Source organism: Pseudoduganella sp. GW821-FHT05F09 (assembly GCF_059419605.1).
Genome location: NZ_JBWKSD010000005.1, coordinates 111,637 through 130,209, shown reverse-complemented (window position 1 = coordinate 130,209; position 18,573 = coordinate 111,637). Strand labels below are relative to the sequence as shown.

Here is an 18,573-nt window from a genome sequence, read left to right as displayed (position 1 = left end):
TGTCCTTGGCCCGGGCGCCGGAGCTGCCATGCTGAGCAGCGTCGCCTCGTACAGCTACGGCGCCGCCGCGCTGGCCTTCGCGCTGCTGTTCGGCTTGCTGTTGAGCATATGGCGCGCCCGCGCACATGCGGCCGTGCTGGCGGCGGCCGCGCTGGCGACGGCGTTGTGGGCCGGCCTGAACGCCTGGGAGGCGGTCCACGCGCCGGCCCCGTCCACCCTGAACGACGCGCTCGACATCGCCCGCAACGCGGCCTGGTCTATCTTCCTGCTATTCCTGATGGGCCTGTTCCAGCCGGGCGCCGGCTGGCGCCTGCTGCGCCACAACCGCCTGCTGCGCCTGGTGGCCGGCTTCTACGCCCTGCTGCTGGCGGCCGAGCTGCTGGCCAACTGGGCGCCGGGCGTGCTGGCCAGCGTGGGCGGCCTGCTGCCGCTGGCCATGCTGCGCGCCGGCGCGGCGGTGCTGGGCATGATCCTGGTCGAGCAGCTCTACCGCAACAAGCCGCTGCAGGAGCGCTGGGCGCTGAAATACGCCTGCCTGGGCATAGGTGGCATGTATGCCTACGATTTCTACCTGTACAGCGACACCATGCTGTTCCGCCAGGTCAACGGCGACATCTGGGCCGCGCGCGGCTTCGTGCAGGCGCTGACCATGCCGCTGATCGCGCTGGCCGTGTCGCGCAGCGCGGCCTGGTCCACCCAGCTGTCGGTGTCGCGCCGGGTGCTGTTCCATTCGGCCGCGCTGGCCGGCTCGGCCGGCTATCTGCTGGTGATGAGCTCGGCCGGCTACTATCTGCGCTTCTTCGGCGGCAGCTGGGGCTCGGTGATGCAGGTGGCCTTCCTGTTCGGCGCCTCCGTGCTGCTGGCCGGGGTGCTGTTCTCCGGCACCTTCCGCGCCTGGCTCAAGGTCTTCATCAGCAAGCATTTCTACAGCTACAACTACGACTACCGCGAAGAATGGATGGGCTTTACCCGCATGCTGTCGGCCGACGGCCCCAAGCTGGCCGAGCGCGCGGTGCAGGCCGTGGCCGGGCTGGTGGAAAGCCCGGGCGGCGCGCTGTGGCTGCTGCGCGAGTCCGGCCGCCACGAGCCGGTGGCGCAGTGGCATGTGCCGCTGGCCAGCGAGTCCGAAGCGGCCGACTCGGCGCTGTGCCAGTTTCTCGAGAACAAGCAGTGGGTCATCGACATGCAGGAGTACCAGCGCAACCCCGGCCTGTACGGCGACATCGCCATGCCGGACTGGATCTGCCGCTACCCGCGCGTGTGGCTGGTGCTGCCGCTGATTATGCAGGGCCGCCTGTCCGGTTTCATGCTGCTGCAGCAGCCGCGCAGCAGCATCCAGCTGAACTGGGAGGTGATCGACCTGCTGAAGATCGCCTGCAGCCAGGCCGCCAGCTACCTGGCCCAGCAGGACGCCGCCATGGCCCTGATGGTGGCGCGCCAGTTCGAATCGTTCAACCGCATGTCCACCTTCGTGGTGCACGACCTGAAAAACCTGGTGGCCCAGCTGTCGCTGCTGATCCCCAACGCGCACAAGCACCGCAACAATCCGGAATTCCAGCAGGACATGCTCGACACCGTCACCCACTCGGTGCAGAAAATGAAGCTGATGCTGCAAAAACTGAGCCGCAACGATGCCCCCGCGCGTCCGCTGCCATTGTTTATTGACCAACTGTTGCAACAGGCCGTATCCTTGAAGGCAGCGTTCGAGCCGCGTCCGCAATTGCGGGTGGAAACGCCCGGCCTGCGGGTGCTGGCCGACTGGGAGCGCCTGGAGCGGGTGCTGGGGCATCTGATCCAGAACGCGATCGAGGCCACGCCGCTGGACGGCCAGGTGCGCATCGCGCTGCGCGGCGAGCATGGCGCGGTGCTGGTCGAGATCAGCGACAGCGGCGCCGGCATGACCGAGGAATTCATCCGCGACCGGCTGTACAAGCCGTTCGAATCGACCAAGCCGGCCGGCATGGGCATAGGCGCGTTCGAGAGCAGGGAATACATCCATGAACTGGGCGGGGAGCTGGAGGTCAGCAGCCGTCCGCAGCAGGGCACGACCTTCCGTGTCACCCTGCCGCTGTACCAGCAGGACGCCGGTGCCGTGGAGCGCGCGGCCTGACCGGGCCGCCAGACTGAGACATAGAGGAATACCGTGAGCAAAGCGAAGCTGCTGATTATCGAAGACGACCCCGGCCTGCAAAAGCAGCTGCGCTGGAGCTTTGACCAATACGAAGTGCTGGTGGCGGGCGACCGCGAGGCGGCGCTGGCGCAGGTGCGCCGCCATGAACCGGAAGTGGTGATCACCGACCTGGGCCTGCCGCCCGATCCGGACGGCGCCACCGAGGGCCTGGCCACCTTGCAGCAAATCCTGGCGCTGGCGCCGGAAACCAAGGTGGTGGTGCTGACCGGCAACCAGGACCATGCGCACGCGGTCTCGGCCATCGGCCTGGGCGCCTACGACTTCCACCAGAAGCCGGCCGACCCCGACCTGCTGGGCCTGGTGGTCCAGCGCGCCTTCTACCTGCACGCGCTGCAGCGCGAGAACCGCCGCATGCAGCTGGCCCAGGCCGATTCGCCGCTGGCCGGCGTGATCAGCCGCGACGCCGGCCTGCAGAAGATCTGCCGCAGCATAGAAAAAGTGGCGCCCACCTCGGCCTCGGTGATGCTGCTGGGCGAGAGCGGTACCGGCAAGGAAGTGCTGGCGCGCGCGCTGCACCAGCTCAGCCCGCGCTCCAAGGAGCGCTTCATGGCCATCAACTGCGCCGCCATCCCGGAAAACCTGCTCGAGTCCGAGCTGTTCGGCTACGAGAAGGGCGCGTTCACCGGCGCGGCCAAGCAGACCAAGGGCAAGGTCGAGCTGGCGCACGGCGGCACCTTCTTCCTCGACGAGGTGGGCGACCTGCCCATGCCGCTGCAGGCCAAGCTGCTGCGCTTCCTGCAGGAGCGCGTGATCGAGCGCATCGGCGGCCACGAGGAAATCCCGGTCGACGTGCGCATCGTCTGCGCCACCCACCAGAACCTGAAGGAGCTGGCGGTGGCGGGCCGCTTCCGCGAGGACTTGTACTACCGCCTGTCCGAAATCGTGGTCACCATACCGCCGCTGCGCAACCGCGTGGGCGACGCGGCGCTGCTGGCGCACCACTTCAAGAACAAATTCTGCGCCGCCGAGTCGCGCCCCGCGCTGCACTTCAGCCAGGAAGCGATGAATGTGATCGAGGCCTATCCCTGGCCGGGCAATGTGCGCGAGATGGAGAACTGCATCAAGCGCGCCGTCATCATGGCCGACGGGCCGCACATCGTGGCCGAGGACCTGGGCCTGTCCGGCGCGCTGCTGCCGGAGGAGCCGCTGAACCTGCGCCAGGTGCGCGACGAGGCCGAGTACAAGGCCATCGTCAAGGTGCTGGCCCGGGTCGATGGCAACATCGTCAAGGCCTCCGAGCTGCTGGGCGTGAGCCGCCCCACGCTGTACGACCTGATGAGCCGCCACGCCATCAAATCCGGTTCCTGACCGGGGCGCGCCGTGCGCCAGGCCGTCGCCGTCTACGTCTTGCTGCTGTTCTACGGCAGCCTCTATCCCTTCCAGTGGGCGGCGCGCACCGAGCCGCTGTTCGGCTTCCTGCTGCATCCGGGCGCGGCCTACCTGGAGCGCGGCGACCTGCTGCAGAACGTGCTGGTCTACATGCCCTTCGGCCTGCTGCTGGCGGCCTGGTGGGCGCAGCGCCACCGCTACTGGCTGGCGCTGCTGCTCGCGGTGCTGGCCGGCGCCGCTTTCAGCGTGGGCGCCGAGGTGGCGCAGGAATGGCTGCCGGCCCGGGTCTCGTCGGCGGCGGACGTGGCCATGAATGTGCTCGGCACGCTGTGCGGCGCGCTGCTGGCCGGCCTGCTGCGGCGCGACACCTTCAGCGGTGCCCGCCTGCAAGCCTGGCGCGACGGCTGGTTCGCGCGCGGCGCCATCGCCAATACCGGCCTGGTGGTGGTGGCGCTGTGGTTTTTATCCCAGACCAGTCCGCTCATGCCGGTGCTCGGCCTGTGGCGCTGGCGGCGCGCGCTGGCGCCGCTGTATTTCCAGCTGCACGGGGCCATGGGCGTGGGCCTGTCGGCCATCTTCTGCCTGGCCTGCCAGTTCGCGGCGCTGGGCCTGCTGCTGCGCGCGCTGATACGGCCCGGCCACCCGTGGTGGCGGCTGTACGGCGCGCTGCTGCTGGCGGTGCTGGCCTGCCAGGTGCTGATCGACGGCCACACGCTGCGGCTGGAGGAGGTGGCGGGCGCGGCGCTGGCGCTGCCGCTGCTGGCGCTGCTGTGCCGCTCCCCGGCCACCGGCGCGGCCGGGCCGTCCGCCTGCGCCGCCATCGCGCTGCTGGCGCTGGCGATGGCGCTGGGCGAACTGACGCCGGTGCACGGCGGCTGGCTGGGCGGCGGCTTCAACTGGATACCGTTCCGCGGCCATATGCGCAGCCTGCAAGGCTATACCAACATCCTGGAGTTCCTGTGGCCCTTCATGGCCATGGCCTGGCTGGCGCGGCAGGTGTCGCCGCCGGCGCGCCACCACCGCATCGCCGTGGCCGGCGGGGCGGCGGTGGGCGCGGCCATGTTCGCGCTGGAGTGGGCCCAGCTCTATCTGCCGGGCCGCTCGGCCGACATCACCCAGGTGATGCTGGCCTGCGCCGGCTGGTGCGCGCCGTGGCTGGTGGAGGAGTGGGTGCTGGCGCACCCGCAGCCGGCCGCGGTTTAGCGCCCGGCTGCGGGCGGCGGCGCAGGGGGGGCCGCTGCCGGAGCCTGGGGCGCCGCCGGCTCTGCGGCTTCCGCCTGTTCGCCGGGGACGGCTGGCTTTTTCAGCGCTTCGGGCGGCGGCGCGGCCGAGACGTCCCACTTGCCGGCCTGGATCAGCATATTCTTCAGGCCCGGCAGCGGGAAGCCCAGCGCGTAGGCCTTCTGCGCGTATTTGTTGGCGTTGGCCATGTCCTTGTTCTTGAAATAAACCAGGCCCATGTTGTAGTTGGTGCTGGGATTGTCCGGGTCCAGTTCCACCGCCTTCACGTAATGCGGCCGGGCGTCGGCCACGCGGCCGACCGACAGCAGATAGCTGCCGTACAGGGTGTAGGCGGCCGGGTCGTCCGGCGCGAAGCGCACCGCGCGGTCGAAAAAGCACTCCACCGGCCGCGTGCCGCCGGGCAAATACAAGGATTTGGGGTTGCGCGCCGCCACCCGGATGACGGTGTTGAGTGCGCCCGGATGGTTGGGGAAGGCGCGCAGCGTGTAGTCGATGTCGCCGCCCAGCGTGCCGGCGTTGCCCTTAATGCCGTTTTCGACTTCCTCCGTGAAGTGGGCGCTTTCCACCAGATGCAGGTTGTAGGCGAACTCGGTGGTGCCCTTGCGGTAGTCGTAGGGGCCGTAGGGGTTGGCCAGATTGCCGCAAAACGGCGCCGCCTTGCGTTCGGCGGCGCGGGCAGGCAGCGCTGCGGTGGCCAGGGCCATCAGGCAGGCCGCCAGGATGCGTTGTTTGTGTTCCATTGTTGTGTCTCCCAACTCAGTTAAGCCTGGCCGGCCGCGACCTGGTCCAGCAGCAGCGCCAGTTGTTCGGTGCGCGCGCGGCGCGAATGGGCGGCGATCACGGCGGCCGAGGCCAGCGGCGCGGTGCCGCTGCGCACCTGCTCCAGGAAGCGCGGCAGCATGGCGATGATCGCATCTTTTTGGTCCAGCGGGGCGATGCTGTCGATGCCGGCCTGGCGCAAGGTGGCGGCGGTGTCGCCGTCGCTGTCGGTCAAGGCCAGGATGGGGCGGCGCGCGCGCAGGTATTCATACAGCTTGGCCGGCACCTGGTGGTTGCAGTTGCTGGCCTGCAGTATCAGCAGGCCGTCGGCGTTCAGCATCTCGGCCAGCGCGTCGCGGTAGGCCACGTGCGGCGCCAGCTGCACCAGGTCGGCGATGCCGTGCTCGGCGATCAGGCCGCCCAGGTAGTCGTCGTGGGCGGTGGCGCGCAGCACCACGCGCACGCTGGCGGCGCTGACGGCGCCCTGCTGCTTGAGCGCGGCCAGCGCCTGGAACAGCGGCACCGGGTCGCGCTCGGAGGGGTAGATGATGCCGCTGTGCACCAGCGTCAGCGGGCCGCCGTGCGCGCCCGGCGCGGCGGCCGCGCCGCCGCGTTCGGCGTCGGCGAAGTTTTCCTCGTCGTAGGCGTTCTCGATCAGGCGGTAGCGCTCGCGCGGGATGGCCGGGAAGCGCGCCTCGTAGGTCTTGATGGCGCCCGGCGTGGTGCACACCGCCACCGTGCAGTGCTCGATGGTTTTGCGCTCTATCCACTGGAACACGCGGCGCGTGCGCGGGTCTTCCGGATAGCTGACGTCGGTCATCGGGTCGCGCAGGTCGGCCACCCAGGGCAGGCCGGTCAGGCGCCGCAGCACCAGGCCGATCAGGTGCGCGCTGGCGATCGGGTAGGTGGACCAGATCACGGCCGGGCGGTGGCGGCGTATCAGCCGCCAGCCGGCCGGGATGGCGCCCAGGCACCAGCTGGCCCAGCGGTCCGGCAGCGCCATGAAGCCGGCATAGCGCCCGCCCACCGACAGGTGGCGCGCGGTGTCGAGCGCGAAGGCGCGCGTGACCGGCACGCTGGCCGGGATGTCGGCCATCTGGTCGTCGCCCGGATTGCTGTAGGCGCGCGGGTGGGCCGACAGCATCACCGGCCCCCAGCCCGACTGCGGCAGGTATTGCGAAAACTTCAGGGTGCGCTGGATGCCGCTGCTGCCGCGCATGGGCGGGTAGTGGTAGGCGATCATCAGCACGCGTTTGTTTACCATGAACGCATCCATTCTCCGGTCCAGTCTGCTACTTGGTCGCGCCAGGCGCGGCGCGAGAAAGTGTGGTCGGCTTGCGCCAGTTCGCGCTGCGTCACGCGCGGCGCGGCCAGCAGTTTTTGCCACGGGCGCGATGCGTTGACCGCGTCGCGGAATTCCTGCGCCGTCAGGTCGGCGCCGCTCAGGATCAGCAGCACCTTGCCCTGGAAGGCGGCCAGGCTGTCGTGCATGCGCCCGGGCAGCGGGGGCAGGTCCGGGTCCGAGATGCGCGGCTTCGGTTCGGCGTGCGGCGCGGGCGGCGCGCTGGGCTGTGCGGCCGCCTCGGCGGCGGCGGCGGCGTCCGGCTGCGCCGGCTTGCCGGAGGCCGCGCCCAGCAGGCCGGTGAAGGAGCGCAGCGCGGCGCCGTAGTTGAACTGTCCGGTGAAGATCTTCTTCCACAGCGCCGGCTGCAGCAGGCGGTCGCGGTAGTAGTGCTTCAGCGTGGCCTTGGCCAGTCCGCCTTCGGTGCGCACCCAGGGGTTGAGCAGCACCACGCCCTGCACGCGCGCGTCCTGCGCGGCGTAGAACAGGGCCGCCGAGGCGCCGTCGCACAAGCCCCACAGCACCACTTCGCGCACCGCCGGCACCGTGGCCTGGAACTGGCCGATGGCGCTGCGCAGGTCCTCGGCCACCATTTCAAAGTCGCGCTGCTCGCCCTCGGCGTCGCCCATGCCGCGGTAGTCGAAGCGCAGCACGGCGATGCCCTGCGCGGCCAGGTGGCGCGCCAGCAGGGTGAACTGGCGGTGGCTGCCGCCGCGGTACTGCGGCCCGCCCACCACCACCACCACGCCGCGTTCGGCCGGCTGGGCCGGCACGCTGGCGACGCCGAACAGGCAGTCGCCGCCGCAGTCGAAACTGAGGGCGCGTTCTTCAAACTGCATGGACGGCCTCCTGGAACAGGGCGCTGCTCGCTTCCAGCAGCGCCGGGCAGGTGGCAATTTCCTGGGTGCCCCAGAATTGCGGGCCGGCCACCACTTGCGCGTCCAGCTCGGCGCCTTGCTGGCGCCAGGCCGCCACCAGCTTGGCCGAGGCCGGCGTCAGCGGCCGGCCTTCGGCCGCCGCCACGTCGATCCAGTGCAGCGGGCAGGCCGGGGGCGCCATCTTGGCCAGGTCCAGCGCGTCGAGCGCGTCGGCCAGTTCGGGCGCCAGCTCGTAGCCGGCCACTTCCAGCGTGGTACCGCCGCGCAGCTGCTCGCGCAGCGCGGCGGTGCCGGTTTTCTGGCCGCCGCCGGCGCCCAGCATGTCGTTGGCCATGCGCAGGCGCAGGAACTGGGTCAGGTGGGCGCCGCCGCTGTGCACCGGCTGCCACAGCAGCATGCGGGTGGGCGCGGCCGCGCCCTGGGCGTAGGGCGAGCGCGCGTAGTCGAGCGCGAGCAGCGCGCCCAGGCGCAAGCCCCACAGGCCGACCGGCCGCCCCAGGCGGGCGGCCAGCCACTGGCAGCCCAGCGCCACGTCGGCCAGCCACTGCTCCCAGCGCGCGTCGGCGAAGTCGCCGCTGCTGTCGCCGGTGCCGTGCAGGTCGATCTGCAGCACGGCGATGCCTTGCGCGGCCAGCGCGCGCGCCTGCAGCGCGGCCATGCGGCGGGCTTTATTCATTTCCTCGCCAAACGGCGGGACATAGACCAGGCCGCCGCGGCAGGCGCCGGCGGCCGGATGGAACAGGCAATAGCGCTCCCCTGCAGCGGCCTTCAGGAAGAAGGGCTGGGCGTGCGCGGCAAGGGAGAACAAGCTCATGCTCGGAGGGCGGCTCAGGCGGTCAGCTTGCGCGCCACGAAGGCGGTCAGGCTGCCGACGCTGGCGAAGGTGGCGGCGTCGATCTCGTCGTCGTCCACGCTGAAGCCGAACTGCTCCTCCATGGCGGCGATCAGCTGCACCACGGCCATGGAATCGAGTTCGGGGATGGCGCCCAGCAGCGGCGATTGTTCGGTCAGCGCGGCGGCGCCGGCGCCCAGGCCGAGGACGTCGGCCAGGATGGTTTTTACTTCTTGCAGATACATTGCTTACTCCGTGGATGGTTCGGTATGGCGGGCGGCGGCGGGCGGGACCGGTTCGGCGGCGGGCGCCGGCTGGCCCGCGCCTCCGCGCCTGAGCTTATTGACCAGGGCGTGCAGGCTTTTCAGGGCCGGCCACCGGTAATGGGTGATATGGTACATGCTGCGCACCTCGTCAGTCCATCGCAGGTGCCACTCCATCACCCTGCCGTAGAATTCCAGCCGTGCGGCGCCGCGCTCGTGGAACAAGGCCTGGCAGGTCTCCTCGCACAGCAGGAAAGCCGGCGAATACTGGCTGCTCAGGCTTTCGTCGTAGGTGGTTTTCAGCATGATCTTGGCGCCGCCGCCTTCGATGCACAGGTTCAGCGCCACCAGCCGGTCGCCGAACCAGTAGCGGTGCACGCTGGCCGCGCCGCGCCGGGCGAAGTTCTCCAGCATGCTGCGGTAGAAGCGGCCCTGGTCGTTGTCCGGGTGGATGGCGGTGCCGCCGCCGGCCTTCCAGCCGGCGCTCTCCATTACGCCGTAGTCGGCCACCGCCTGCGCCATGTCGGCCGGCGCGCGCAGCACCTCCATGCGGCTGGCTATGCCCTCCTTGGCCAGCTTGGCGCGCTGCTTTTTCATGTTGGTACGCAGGTTCTTGCCGCGCGCGGCCCAGTATTCCTCGAAGGTGCCGGCAATGGTGATGCGGGCCGTGCTGATGTAGTCGGCCGTGCGCACCTGGGCGCCGTCGGCGGGGCGCGCATGCAGCCCGCTGTCGAACTGGGTCAGGCCCAGCACCAGCGGCAGGCCGGGCAGGCTGCGCAGCAGGCTGTCCATCAGCGCGGACAGGTCCTGGTCCGGCAGCTGCAGCCACATGCCCATGGGCTGCTGCGAAGGCTGGAAGGTTTGCCAGGCGCCCTGGCGGCTTTTCTGCAGCAGCGCCATGGCCACGGTGCGCCCGCTATCGTCGCATACGGCCAGCCATTCGCGGCCCTCGCCGAATTCGGTCAGCAGCGGCTGCACAAAATCGGCGTCCAGCAGCGGCGAGTCGACGCTGGCGCGGTTCAGTTCTTGCCAGCGCGCGGCATGGGCAGGGTAGTCGCTGGCCGGCAGCAGTGTCCATTTCATGGCGCGCGCGCCGCCAGCAGGGCAGCCTTGATCTTGTCTATCATCCAGTCCAGCTCCGGTTCTTGTAGCTCTTGATGGCAGGGAAACTGCAGCACATGGCGCGACAGCTCCGCGCTGGCGCTGCAGACGGTGGCGTCCACGCCCTCCCACAGATATTCGGCGAAGCGGATGATGGGCACGCCGTCCCGCTTGAGCGAATCGAACACCGCTTCGGGCAGTTCCACGTACAGCGGGAACACCCAGGGGTAGACCCGCTCCGGCAGCACCGCGTGCAGCGGGCGGCAGCCGGGCAGGCCGTCCAGCGCGGCCTGCAGGCGCAGGTAGTGGCGGCGGCGCAGCGCGCCCATGCGGCCGCGCGAGACCAGGCGCAAGGTCAGGCGCGAGAACAGCGAGCCGCGCTTGCCCAGCCAGGCCGGATCGAAGCCGAAACCGCCTTCGGACGAGCGCGGCGCCATGGGCTGCGGCGCGCTGCCGCGCCGCTTGAGCTGGCGCAGCAGGAAATCTTTCAGGCCCAGCGGCAGGGCCAGCAGGCGCTGCAGCGTGTGCAGGCGCTGGTATTCAAAGCCGTCCTCGAGCGCGTTGACGGCCATCTTGGCTTCGAAGCGGAAGCCGCCCGCCTCCAGTTGCACCGGCGCCAACGAGTGGCGCGCCGACACCAGGCAGCCGCCTTCGTAGATGGGGAAGAATTTCATCGTGCTGGCGATGGCGTAGTCGCCGAAGGAGCCCACCGGCTGGCCCTCGTGCTCGCCCAGGAAGCAGTGCGCGCAGTCCTCCAGCAGCATCAGGCCGTGCTGGTCGCAAAACGCGCGCAGGCGCGACAGGTTCTGCGGAAAGCCGAAATAGTTGGTGGCCAGCAATACCTTGGCGCCGGCCAGCTTGGCCGCCACGTCGTCCAGGTCGACCTGGGTGTCGCGGTGGATGCGGTAGAACACCGGCGTGGCGCCCAGCCACACCACCGGCTCTATCATCGAGGCGCAATGGTAGGACGGCACCAGCACGCGGTCGCCGGGACCCACGCCCATCTGGCGCAGCGCCAGCGCAATGGCGACCCGGCCGCTGGTGACCAGGCGCGCTTCGCGCACGTCCAGGATGGACGGCGCGTGGCCGCCGCCGGCGCGGAAGGTCGCGCGCGACAGCACCGGCTTGGTCGGGATGCGCGCGCGCGGGTAGTCCGGCAGGGCCGGCGGATGGCCGGTCTGCGGCGCACCGGGCACGGCCTGCTGGCCGGCCGGGGCCGGGGTGTAGTGCTGCACGCGGTCTGCGCTGTGGGCCATCGGGGTGAATCTCCGCTTGTTTCAATTAATACATCAAGTAGTATAACTGTTGCAACAATTTCACACAATCGCGAAGGCGCCGATTGCGGCGGAAATTGATGCGGGTTTTACACGGTCTGGCCCGGCCGGTACAAATTGTGCAACAGGCGCAGCGTGAAGCCGAGCGGCTTGCGGTCCCAGGGCGTGAAGCGCGGCAGCTGGAAGGGGTCGGTTTCCGGGCCGGCCGCGCCCCAGGCGGTGCACACGGCCGCCTCGAAGCCCAGCTCGCGCGCCAGCGCCACGTGGGCGGCGTGGTAGTCGCGCCCCGGCTTGCCGTTCGGGTAGGCGAACAGGCGCACCGGCGCCCCGGTCATTTCCTCCAGCACTGCCTTGCCGCGCGCGATCTCCTGCCGCGCGCCGTGCTCGTCCATGCTGGCCAGGATGGGGTGGTGCACCGTATGCGCGCCGATTTCCATGCCGGCCGCGTGCAGCTGGCGCACCTGCCTGGTGTTCATCATCAGGTCGTCCGGCAGCGCCAGGCCGAGCTGGCTGCACAGCTTGTCGACTTCGGCCAGGCGCAGCTGGGGCTCCAGGTATTTGAGCTGGCCCAGCAGCGCGTGGATGGCGGCGCTGCGCTCGGCGTCGCTGCCGATGGCGTGGCTGCCATAGCCCAGCGCGGCCAGCTCCAGGCGCGGGCCGGGCGCGCGCCGCACCAGTTCGATGACGGTGTCGTTCCACATCCGCCCGCCGTTCAAAAAGCCGGTGGCGACAAAGAAGGTGGCCGCCAGGCCGTGGCGCTGCAGGATGGGCAGCGCGATCTCGGCGTTGTCGGCATAGCCGTCGTCGAAGGTCACGCAGGCCGCGCGCGGCGGCAAGGTGCCGGCGCGCAGGCGGCGCGCCGCCTCGGCCAGCGGCATCACGTGGAAGCCCTGCTTGAGCCAGGCCATTTGCTGCTCGAAGCGCGCCGCGTCCACCTCGTCCGGGAACAGCGGATCGGCTTGCGGCAGCACGCGGTGGTAAATCAGGATGCTCAGGCTGCGGCGCGCGCGGCCCTGCACGCCCAGGCGCAGCAGGGCGCGCCGCGCCAGCGCGGCCAAGGGGGAAGGCGGGCGGTGGAGTGCGGTCATGAATTATCCTTGCCTGGCGGCACGCGCGCCGCGCTGCGGCTGCGTGTCTGCGGTCTGGGACGGCGAATCGGGCGCGCCGGCCCCGGATTCGCCGGTGGTGGGCTGCTGCAGGCTATCCTGCACGATCTGGCCGGTGATCAGCAGCGCGCCCATCAGGTAGTACGGCATGTCGAAATACAGCAGACTCAGGAAGGCGCCCCCCAGGCCGAAGCCGATCATGCAGACCTGTATCATGCCGGCCAGCTGGCCGGCCCATTTGAGATCGGCGCGCTTTTTGGTCTGTCTGATGATCCAGCTGGCGCGCCGCCAGCACAGGATGGCGAAGGCCAAGTAGAGTCCCAGGCCGACGAAGCCGTGCTCGCCCAGGCACTGGAAATAAATGCTGTGCGCGGCGTGGATGTCGTTGGGCACGGGAGCGTAGCGCGCGAACACATAGGCGTCGTAGATTTCAAAGCCGCCGCCCGTCAGCGGGCGGTCGACCGCCAGATTGGTGGCCATCTGCCAGGCATTGATGCGGCCCATGGCCGAGCCGTCTTCCTTGTAGTTGTCGATGGTGTCCATGCGTTCGGTCCATTTGGCCGGCATAAACAGGATGATCATGGGCAGCAGCAATGCCATGCCGACGCCCAGCGCAGCCTTTTTGGGGCTTTTCAGCCACAGGAAGCCGAACATGCCCAGCAGGGCCAGCAGGGCGCCGCGCGAATACGAACCGAGCGAGGCCAGCGCACACAGGCCGATGGCGCCCAGCAGGGCGTATTTCATCCATCGTTTGTCGGAAATCAGATACAGATAATAGAAGATGGGGATAATCACCACGAAGGCCAGCGCCACTTCGTTGTTGCCGAAAATAAAGCTACCCTCCGGCCCCCATACCCGGAAACTGCCGCCGGTGATAATCGTGAACACGCCGCCCTTGATGCCGTAATAGCCCAGCGAGCCGACCAGCGCTAACAGCATCCAGTGCAATTGCTCCTTGGTGCGCACCACCATCATGACTACCACGTTCATCAGCATAATCTTGACGACGCGCTGCAGCATGACGCTGGACTCGGCGGGGTGGATGGCGAACACGGTGGAGAGGATCATCCATAGTGTAAACAGGATCAGCACCACCACGGCGGGCGAGGCGGGCGGCCGTTTCGGGCCGGGCGCGACCAGCAGGGCCAGCATGGTGGTGGCGGCGATGATGGCGGCGAAGGGAAAGTCGTAGGCGAAGCCCCAGCTCAGGCGGTGGGGGTTCATTACGCTGATCCAGATCCACATCAGGGCGCCGATATACGGTTTCTTGAAAGTGTACGGCAGCGAAGCGAACACGATCAGCGTAATGACGATATCTCTCATGCAGCGTCCTGTAGGGGTGGCATTATCAAGCAAATACTGTTGTAATACTGCAATTGCTTGTTTCCATTTATATATCGCCGTAGTATAACCCGGCCTGTAGCATTGTAGTCCGCCCGGGGCAGCTTTTTGACGGCCAATTGTTGCGGCCCCGGCGATAGACAGGGCGGGGGGGCCGCGCGTACCATGTTGCATTGTGTCACATTGTTAATTCAAACATATTGTTGAGAATCATGAGCGACCTCCTCCACGAATTCATTTTCGCCAGCGCGGCGCGCACGCCGGGCGCCGAGGCCCTGGTGTACGGCCAGCGCCGGCTCGACTACGCAGCGCTGGCGCTGGCCGTGCGCAGCGCCGCCGGCGCGCTGCTGGCCGCCGGCCTGGGGCGGGGCGAGCGCGTCGCCGTGTATATGGAAAAGAACGTGGAGAACGTGGCCGCCATGTACGGCGCGGCGGCCGCCGGCGGCGTGTTCGTGCCGGTCAATCCCCTGCTCAAGCCCGAGCAGGTGGCCTATATCATGGCCGACTGCAATGTGCGCGTGCTGGTCACCTCGGCCGACCGCCTGCGCCTGCTGGCCGCCAGCCTGGCGCTGTGCCCGGACCTGCGCGTGGTGTTCGCGGTCAACCCCGGCGAACAGGCGCTGCCCGAGGTGCCGGGCGTGGCCGTGCTGGCCTGGGACGGCGCCGCGCCGCCGCATCCGGCCCCTTCCGGCGCCATCGACACCGATATGGCCGCCATCCTGTACACCTCGGGCAGCACCGGCAAGCCCAAAGGTGTTGTTTTATCGCACCGCAACATGGTGGCCGGCGCCGTCAGCGTCTCCACCTACCTGGAAAACACGGCGGCCGACCGCCTGCTGGCCGTGCTGCCGCTGTCCTTCGACTACGGCCTGAGCCAGCTGTCGACCGCGTTCCGCGTGGGCGCCACCGCCGTGCTGATCAACCATCTGCTGCCGCGCGACATCCTGAAGGCCGTGGTGGCCGAGCGCATCACCGGCCTGGCCGCCGTGCCGCCGCTGTGGCTGCAGATCGCCGGCCTGGACTGGCCGGCCGACTGCACGCTGCGCTATCTGACCAATTCCGGCGGCGCCATGCAGCGCCCAACGCTGGACGCGCTGCGCCGCGCGCTGCCGAACGCCAGGCCCTTCCTGATGTACGGCCTGACCGAGGCCTTCCGCTCCACCTATCTGCCGCCCGAGCAGCTCGACCGCCGCCCCGACTCCATGGGCAAGGCCATCCCCAACGCCGAAGTGATGGTGCTGCGCCCGGACGGCACCGAATGCGACGCGCACGAGCCGGGCGAGCTGGTGCACCGCGGCGCGCTGGTCTCGCTGGGCTACTGGAACGACCCGGCCAAGACGGCGGAACGCTTCAAGCCCTACCGCGCCGAGCCCGGCATCGTGCTGGCCGAGATGGCCGTGTGGTCGGGCGACACGGTGCGCCGCGACGAGGAGGGCTATCTCTACTTCATCAGCCGCAACGACGAGATGATCAAGACCTCGGGCTACCGCGTCAGCCCGAGCGAGGTGGAGGAGGTGCTGTATGCGCGCGAGCAGGTGGCCGAGGCGGCCGCGCTGGGCGTGGCGCATCCAGCGCTGGGCCAGGCCATCGTGGTGGTGGCGCTGTGCAAGCCCGGCCGGGAACTGACGGCGGCCGAACTGCTGGCCGCCTGCAAGCCTCATCTGCCGGCCTATATGCTGCCGCAGAAAATCATCATGGCCGAGGCCGGCCTGCCGCGCAACCCGAACGGCAAGATAGACCGCAAGCTGCTCAGCCAGCAATACGAACACTGTTTTACGGAGAACACGCAATGAGCACAACGAGCGCAGCGCGCCCGCAGCATGCGCCCCTGGTGCAATTTCCCGTCGTCGACGACTGCCTGCAGATAGGCGGCGTGGCGCTGCCGCTGCTGGCCGCGCGCGTCGGCCAGACCCCGTTCTACGCCTACGACCGCGCCGCCATGACGGCCCGCGTGGCCGAGCTGCGGCGCCATCTGCCGCCGGAAATCGAGCTGCACTACGCCATGAAGGCCAACCCCATGCCGGCTGTGGTGCAGCATATGGCCGGCCTGGTGGACGGCATCGACGTGGCCTCCGGCGGCGAGCTGCGGGTGGCGCTGGACACCACCATGGCGCCGCGCAACATCAGTTTCGCCGGCCCCGGCAAGAGCGACGCCGAGCTGGCCTGCGCGGTGGCGGCCGGCATCGTGCTGAACATGGAGTCGGCCGGCGAGATGGAGCGCATCGCCGCCATCGGCGCACGGCTGGGCGTGCGGCCGCAGGTGGCGGTGCGCGTCAACCCGGACTTCGAGCTGAAATCGTCCGGCATGAAGATGGGCGGCGGCCCCAAGCAGTTCGGCGTGGACGCCGAACAGGTGCCGGAACTGCTGGCGCGCCTGGGCACGCTGGCGCTGGACTTCCACGGCTTCCACATCTTCAGCGGCTCGCAGAACCTGAAGGCGGAAGCGATCCAGGAAGCGCACGAGAAGACCTTCGCGCTGGCGCTGCGCCTGGCCGCGCACGCGCCGCGTCCGCTGCGCATGCTCAATATCGGCGGCGGCTTCGGCATACCGTATTTCCCCGGCGAGGGCAGGCTGGACCTGGCGGCGGTGGGCGAGAACCTGAAGCGCTTGCTGCCGGACGTCAAGCGCGCGCTGCCGGAAGCCCATATCGTGATCGAGCTGGGGCGCTACCTGGTGGGCGAGGCCGGCGTCTACGTCAGCCGGGTGATCGAGCGCAAGGTCTCGCGCGGCCAGGTCTACCTGGTGACGGACGGCGGCCTGCACCACCACCTGTCGGCCTCGGGCAACTTCGGCCAGGTGATACGCAAGAATTATCCGGTCGTGATCGGCAACCGCGTGTGCGGCGGCGAGCGCGAGACGGCCTCGGTGGTGGGGCCGCTGTGCACGCCGCTCGACCTGCTGGCCGACCAGATGGAGCTGGCGCAAGCCGGCCCGGGCGACCTGGCGGTGGTGTTCCAGTCGGGCGCCTACGGCCTCACGGCCAGCCCGGGCGCCTTCCTCAGCCATCCCGGCGCGGTGGAAGTCTTGGTCGGCAGTGATGAATCAGCAGGAGACAGTGTATGAGCGGCATTTGCGGTTGGATAGGGCATGGCCACGGCGCGGCGGAAAACCGCGTCCTGATCGAGGCCATGGCGGCGCCGCTGGCGCGCTTCGACGGCAGCGCCGTGCAGGCGCTGGCGGGCAACGCCAGCGCGCTGGCGCTGGCGGCCGGCGTCGATTGCGCCCACAGCCTGCAGCGCGACGGCGTGGCCATCGCGCTGTGGGGCGATGTGCGCCTGCGCGACGCGGCGCGGCGCGAGCAGGCGGCGGCCGAGGGCATGGGCGCGGCCCTGCTGTCCTTGTGGAAGCAGGGCGCCGAGGCGCTGTGCAACGGCCTGGTGGGCGCCTTCGCGCTGGCCGTGGTGGACGAGCGCGAAGGCGAGGCGCTGCTGGCCATCGACCGCATGGGCACGCATCCGCTGGCCTGGCAGCTGGCCGGCGAAACGCTGGTGTTCGGCTCCTCGGCCGACAGCCTGGTGCGCCACCCGCTCACGCCCGCCAAGCTGGATCCGCAGGGCCTGTACAACTATGTGTACTTCCACATGGTGCCGGCGCCGGGCACGGTCTACCAGGGCCAGCAGCGGCTGCTGCCGGGCACCTATCTGCGCTACCGGCAGGGCCGCATCGAGCAGCAGACCTACTGGCGCATGCAGTTCCAGGAGAACGGCAAGCGCCCGTTCGCCGAGCTGAAAGACGAATTCCGCGAGGTGCTGCGCAGCAGCGTGCGCGACGCCTGCGGCAGCCAGCCGGTGGGCGCCTTCCTGTCCGGCGGCACCGACAGCTCGACCCTGGCCGGCATCCTGTGCGAAGTGGGCGGCAAGCCGGCCAAGACCTATTCGATCGGCTTCGAGGCCCAGGGCTACGACGAGATGGAATACGCGCGCATCGCCTCGCGCCATTTCGGCACCGAGCACCATGAATACTATGTGACGCCGGCCGACGTGGCCGACGCCATTCCGCACATGGCGCAGGCCTTCGACCAGCCCTTCGGCAACGCCTCGGCGGTGCCGGCCTACTACTGCGCCAGGATGGCGCGCGCCGACGGCGTGGCGCGCATGTTCGGCGGCGACGGCGGCGACGAGCTGTTCGGCGGCAACGAGCGCTATTCCAAGCAGCAGGTGTTCGCGCTGTACGAGCGCGTGCCCGAACTGCTGCGCAAGGCGCTGCTGGAGCCGGCCGTGTTCAACTTCCCCGGCGGCGGGCACGTCAAGCTGCTGCGCAAGGCGCGCAGCTATATCGAGCAGGCCTCGGTGCCCATGCCGGCGCGGCTGGAGACCTACAATCTGCTGGGCCGCTACGGCCCCGCCCAGGTCTTCACCGACGACTTCCTGGCCGGTGCCGACGTGGGCCAGCCGCTGGCCGGGCTGAGCGCCACCTACGGCCTGAGCGACGCGCCCAGCCTGATCAACCGCATGCTGGCGCTGGACCTGAAAGTCACGCTGGCCGACAACGATCTGCCCAAGGTGATGCGGGCCTGCGAACTGGCCGGCATGGAAGTGGCGTTCCCCTTCCTGAGCGAGCAGATGGTGGCCTTCTCGGCCGGCCTGACGCCGCAGCAGAAACTGAACGGCACCCAGCTGCGCTACTTCTTCAAGGAGGCGCTGCGCGACTTCCTGCCCAACGAGATCATCACCAAGCAGAAGCACGGCTTCGGCCTGCCCTTCGGCGTGTGGCTGCAGCAGACGCCGCAGCTGCAGGCGCTGGCGGCCGACAGCTTGAGCGACCTGAAGCGGCGCGGCATCGTGCGCGCCGAATTCATCGACCTGCTGCTGGGCCAGCACCTGGCCGAGCACGCCAGCTACCACGGCACCATGGTATGGGTGCTGATGATGCTGGAGCAGTGGTTCCGCCAGCGCACGCTGGCCCATGTGTGAG

Annotated in this window: 15 protein-coding genes; 6 read left to right on the top strand and 9 right to left on the bottom strand. The window is 69.2% G+C overall.

The genetic code is table 11. The features are described from left to right. The first annotated feature begins 28 nt into the window (after positions 1–28). Genes prsK through AC07S4_RS17455 form a run of 3 tightly spaced genes read left to right on the top strand, consistent with a single transcriptional unit; the run spans position 29 to position 4,723 of the window. Entirely contained in the window at positions 29–2,110 is a 2,082-nt protein-coding gene (prsK, locus tag AC07S4_RS17465; RefSeq protein ID WP_494987868.1) for an XrtA/PEP-CTERM system histidine kinase PrsK, read from the top strand. Positions 2,111–2,143: 33 nt separating this feature from the next. Then, the gene (prsR, locus tag AC07S4_RS17460; RefSeq protein ID WP_494987867.1) at positions 2,144–3,499 is read left to right on the top strand and encodes a PEP-CTERM-box response regulator transcription factor; all 1,356 of its coding nucleotides are present in this window, start codon (positions 2,144–2,146) and stop codon (positions 3,497–3,499) included. 12 nt (positions 3,500–3,511) lie between these two features. Continuing rightward, positions 3,512–4,723, top strand: coding sequence for a VanZ family protein (locus AC07S4_RS17455; protein ID WP_494987866.1), 1,212 nt, complete (start codon positions 3,512–3,514; stop codon positions 4,721–4,723). Here AC07S4_RS17455 and AC07S4_RS17450 read toward each other — a convergent pair. The 9 genes from AC07S4_RS17450 to AC07S4_RS17410 all read right to left on the bottom strand — a co-directional run bounded on the left by AC07S4_RS17450 (position 4,720) and on the right by AC07S4_RS17410 (position 13,640). Next, positions 4,720–5,502 (bottom strand): tetratricopeptide repeat protein, encoded by a 783-nt coding sequence (locus tag AC07S4_RS17450; protein WP_494987865.1) that lies wholly within the window; start codon positions 5,500–5,502, stop codon positions 4,720–4,722. The two genes, AC07S4_RS17455 and AC07S4_RS17450, sit on opposite strands and share 4 nt — an antisense overlap. 20 nt (positions 5,503–5,522) lie before the next feature. Continuing rightward, positions 5,523–6,785: a glycosyltransferase gene (locus tag AC07S4_RS17445; protein ID WP_494987864.1), complete on the bottom strand. Its 1,263-nt coding sequence runs from the start codon at positions 6,783–6,785 to the stop codon at positions 5,523–5,525. Further along, a complete protein-coding gene (locus AC07S4_RS17440; RefSeq protein ID WP_494987863.1) occupies positions 6,779–7,702 on the bottom strand; it encodes a hydrolase 1, exosortase A system-associated in 924 nt (307 codons plus the stop codon). The genes AC07S4_RS17445 and AC07S4_RS17440 overlap by 7 nt, the downstream gene beginning before the upstream one ends. Further along, the gene (locus AC07S4_RS17435; RefSeq protein ID WP_494987862.1) at positions 7,692–8,555 is read right to left on the bottom strand and encodes a hydrolase 2, exosortase A system-associated; all 864 of its coding nucleotides are present in this window, start codon (positions 8,553–8,555) and stop codon (positions 7,692–7,694) included. Before AC07S4_RS17435 ends, AC07S4_RS17440 begins: the two co-directional genes overlap by 11 nt. Before the next feature lie 14 nt (positions 8,556–8,569). After that, positions 8,570–8,818, bottom strand: coding sequence for an acyl carrier protein (locus tag AC07S4_RS17430; RefSeq protein WP_494987861.1), 249 nt, complete (start codon positions 8,816–8,818; stop codon positions 8,570–8,572). Positions 8,819–8,821: 3 nt separating this feature from the next. Next, positions 8,822–9,919, bottom strand: coding sequence for a GNAT family N-acetyltransferase (locus AC07S4_RS17425; protein ID WP_494987860.1), 1,098 nt, complete (start codon positions 9,917–9,919; stop codon positions 8,822–8,824). Next, a complete protein-coding gene (locus tag AC07S4_RS17420; RefSeq protein ID WP_494987859.1) occupies positions 9,916–11,193 on the bottom strand; it encodes an aminotransferase class I/II-fold pyridoxal phosphate-dependent enzyme in 1,278 nt (425 codons plus the stop codon). Before AC07S4_RS17420 ends, AC07S4_RS17425 begins: the two co-directional genes overlap by 4 nt. 107 nt (positions 11,194–11,300) lie before the next feature. Beyond that, a complete protein-coding gene (locus AC07S4_RS17415) occupies positions 11,301–12,299 on the bottom strand; it encodes a polysaccharide deacetylase family protein (RefSeq protein ID WP_494987858.1) in 999 nt (332 codons plus the stop codon). 3 nt (positions 12,300–12,302) lie between these two features. Further along, positions 12,303–13,640, bottom strand: a complete 1,338-nt coding sequence (locus tag AC07S4_RS17410) for a putative O-glycosylation ligase, exosortase A system-associated (RefSeq protein ID WP_494987857.1) — start codon at positions 13,638–13,640, stop codon at positions 12,303–12,305. Between the two features lie 230 nt (positions 13,641–13,870). On the opposite strand from AC07S4_RS17410, the gene AC07S4_RS17405 reads away from it, so the two are divergent. The 3 genes from AC07S4_RS17405 to AC07S4_RS17395 are packed head-to-tail and all read left to right on the top strand — an operon-like array spanning position 13,871 to position 18,572. Next, positions 13,871–15,451: an acyl-CoA ligase (AMP-forming), exosortase A system-associated gene (locus AC07S4_RS17405; RefSeq protein WP_494987856.1), complete on the top strand. Its 1,581-nt coding sequence runs from the start codon at positions 13,871–13,873 to the stop codon at positions 15,449–15,451. Continuing rightward, the gene (locus AC07S4_RS17400) at positions 15,448–16,722 is read left to right on the top strand and encodes a pyridoxal-dependent decarboxylase, exosortase A system-associated (protein WP_494987855.1); all 1,275 of its coding nucleotides are present in this window, start codon (positions 15,448–15,450) and stop codon (positions 16,720–16,722) included. Before AC07S4_RS17405 ends, AC07S4_RS17400 begins: the two co-directional genes overlap by 4 nt. Then, entirely contained in the window at positions 16,719–18,572 is a 1,854-nt protein-coding gene (locus AC07S4_RS17395) for an asparagine synthetase B family protein (protein WP_494987854.1), read from the top strand. The genes AC07S4_RS17400 and AC07S4_RS17395 overlap by 4 nt, the downstream gene beginning before the upstream one ends. Position 18,573: the final 1 nt, after the last annotated feature.

What these genes read in the sequence shown, in the direction of transcription:
- AC07S4_RS17440 (WP_494987863.1), bottom strand. Translation starts at nt 7,702, where the DNA reads ATGCAGTTTGAAGAACGCGCCCTCAGTTTCGACTGCGGCGGCGACTGC.
- AC07S4_RS17430 (WP_494987861.1), bottom strand. Translation starts at nt 8,818, where the DNA reads ATGTATCTGCAAGAAGTAAAAACCATCCTGGCCGACGTCCTCGGCCTG.
- AC07S4_RS17450 (WP_494987865.1), bottom strand. Translation starts at nt 5,502, where the DNA reads ATGGAACACAAACAACGCATCCTGGCGGCCTGCCTGATGGCCCTGGCC.
- AC07S4_RS17395 (WP_494987854.1), top strand. Translation starts at nt 16,719, where the DNA reads ATGAGCGGCATTTGCGGTTGGATAGGGCATGGCCACGGCGCGGCGGAA.
- AC07S4_RS17400 (WP_494987855.1), top strand. Translation starts at nt 15,448, where the DNA reads ATGAGCACAACGAGCGCAGCGCGCCCGCAGCATGCGCCCCTGGTGCAA.
- AC07S4_RS17405 (WP_494987856.1), top strand. Translation starts at nt 13,871, where the DNA reads ATGAGCGACCTCCTCCACGAATTCATTTTCGCCAGCGCGGCGCGCACG.
- AC07S4_RS17420 (WP_494987859.1), bottom strand. Translation starts at nt 11,193, where the DNA reads ATGGCCCACAGCGCAGACCGCGTGCAGCACTACACCCCGGCCCCGGCC.
- AC07S4_RS17435 (WP_494987862.1), bottom strand. Translation starts at nt 8,555, where the DNA reads ATGAGCTTGTTCTCCCTTGCCGCGCACGCCCAGCCCTTCTTCCTGAAG.
- AC07S4_RS17425 (WP_494987860.1), bottom strand. Translation starts at nt 9,919, where the DNA reads ATGAAATGGACACTGCTGCCGGCCAGCGACTACCCTGCCCATGCCGCG.
- AC07S4_RS17410 (WP_494987857.1), bottom strand. Translation starts at nt 13,640, where the DNA reads ATGAGAGATATCGTCATTACGCTGATCGTGTTCGCTTCGCTGCCGTAC.
- AC07S4_RS17445 (WP_494987864.1), bottom strand. Translation starts at nt 6,785, where the DNA reads ATGGTAAACAAACGCGTGCTGATGATCGCCTACCACTACCCGCCCATG.
- prsK (WP_494987868.1), top strand. Translation starts at nt 29, where the DNA reads ATGCTGAGCAGCGTCGCCTCGTACAGCTACGGCGCCGCCGCGCTGGCC.
- AC07S4_RS17415 (WP_494987858.1), bottom strand. Translation starts at nt 12,299, where the DNA reads ATGACCGCACTCCACCGCCCGCCTTCCCCCTTGGCCGCGCTGGCGCGG.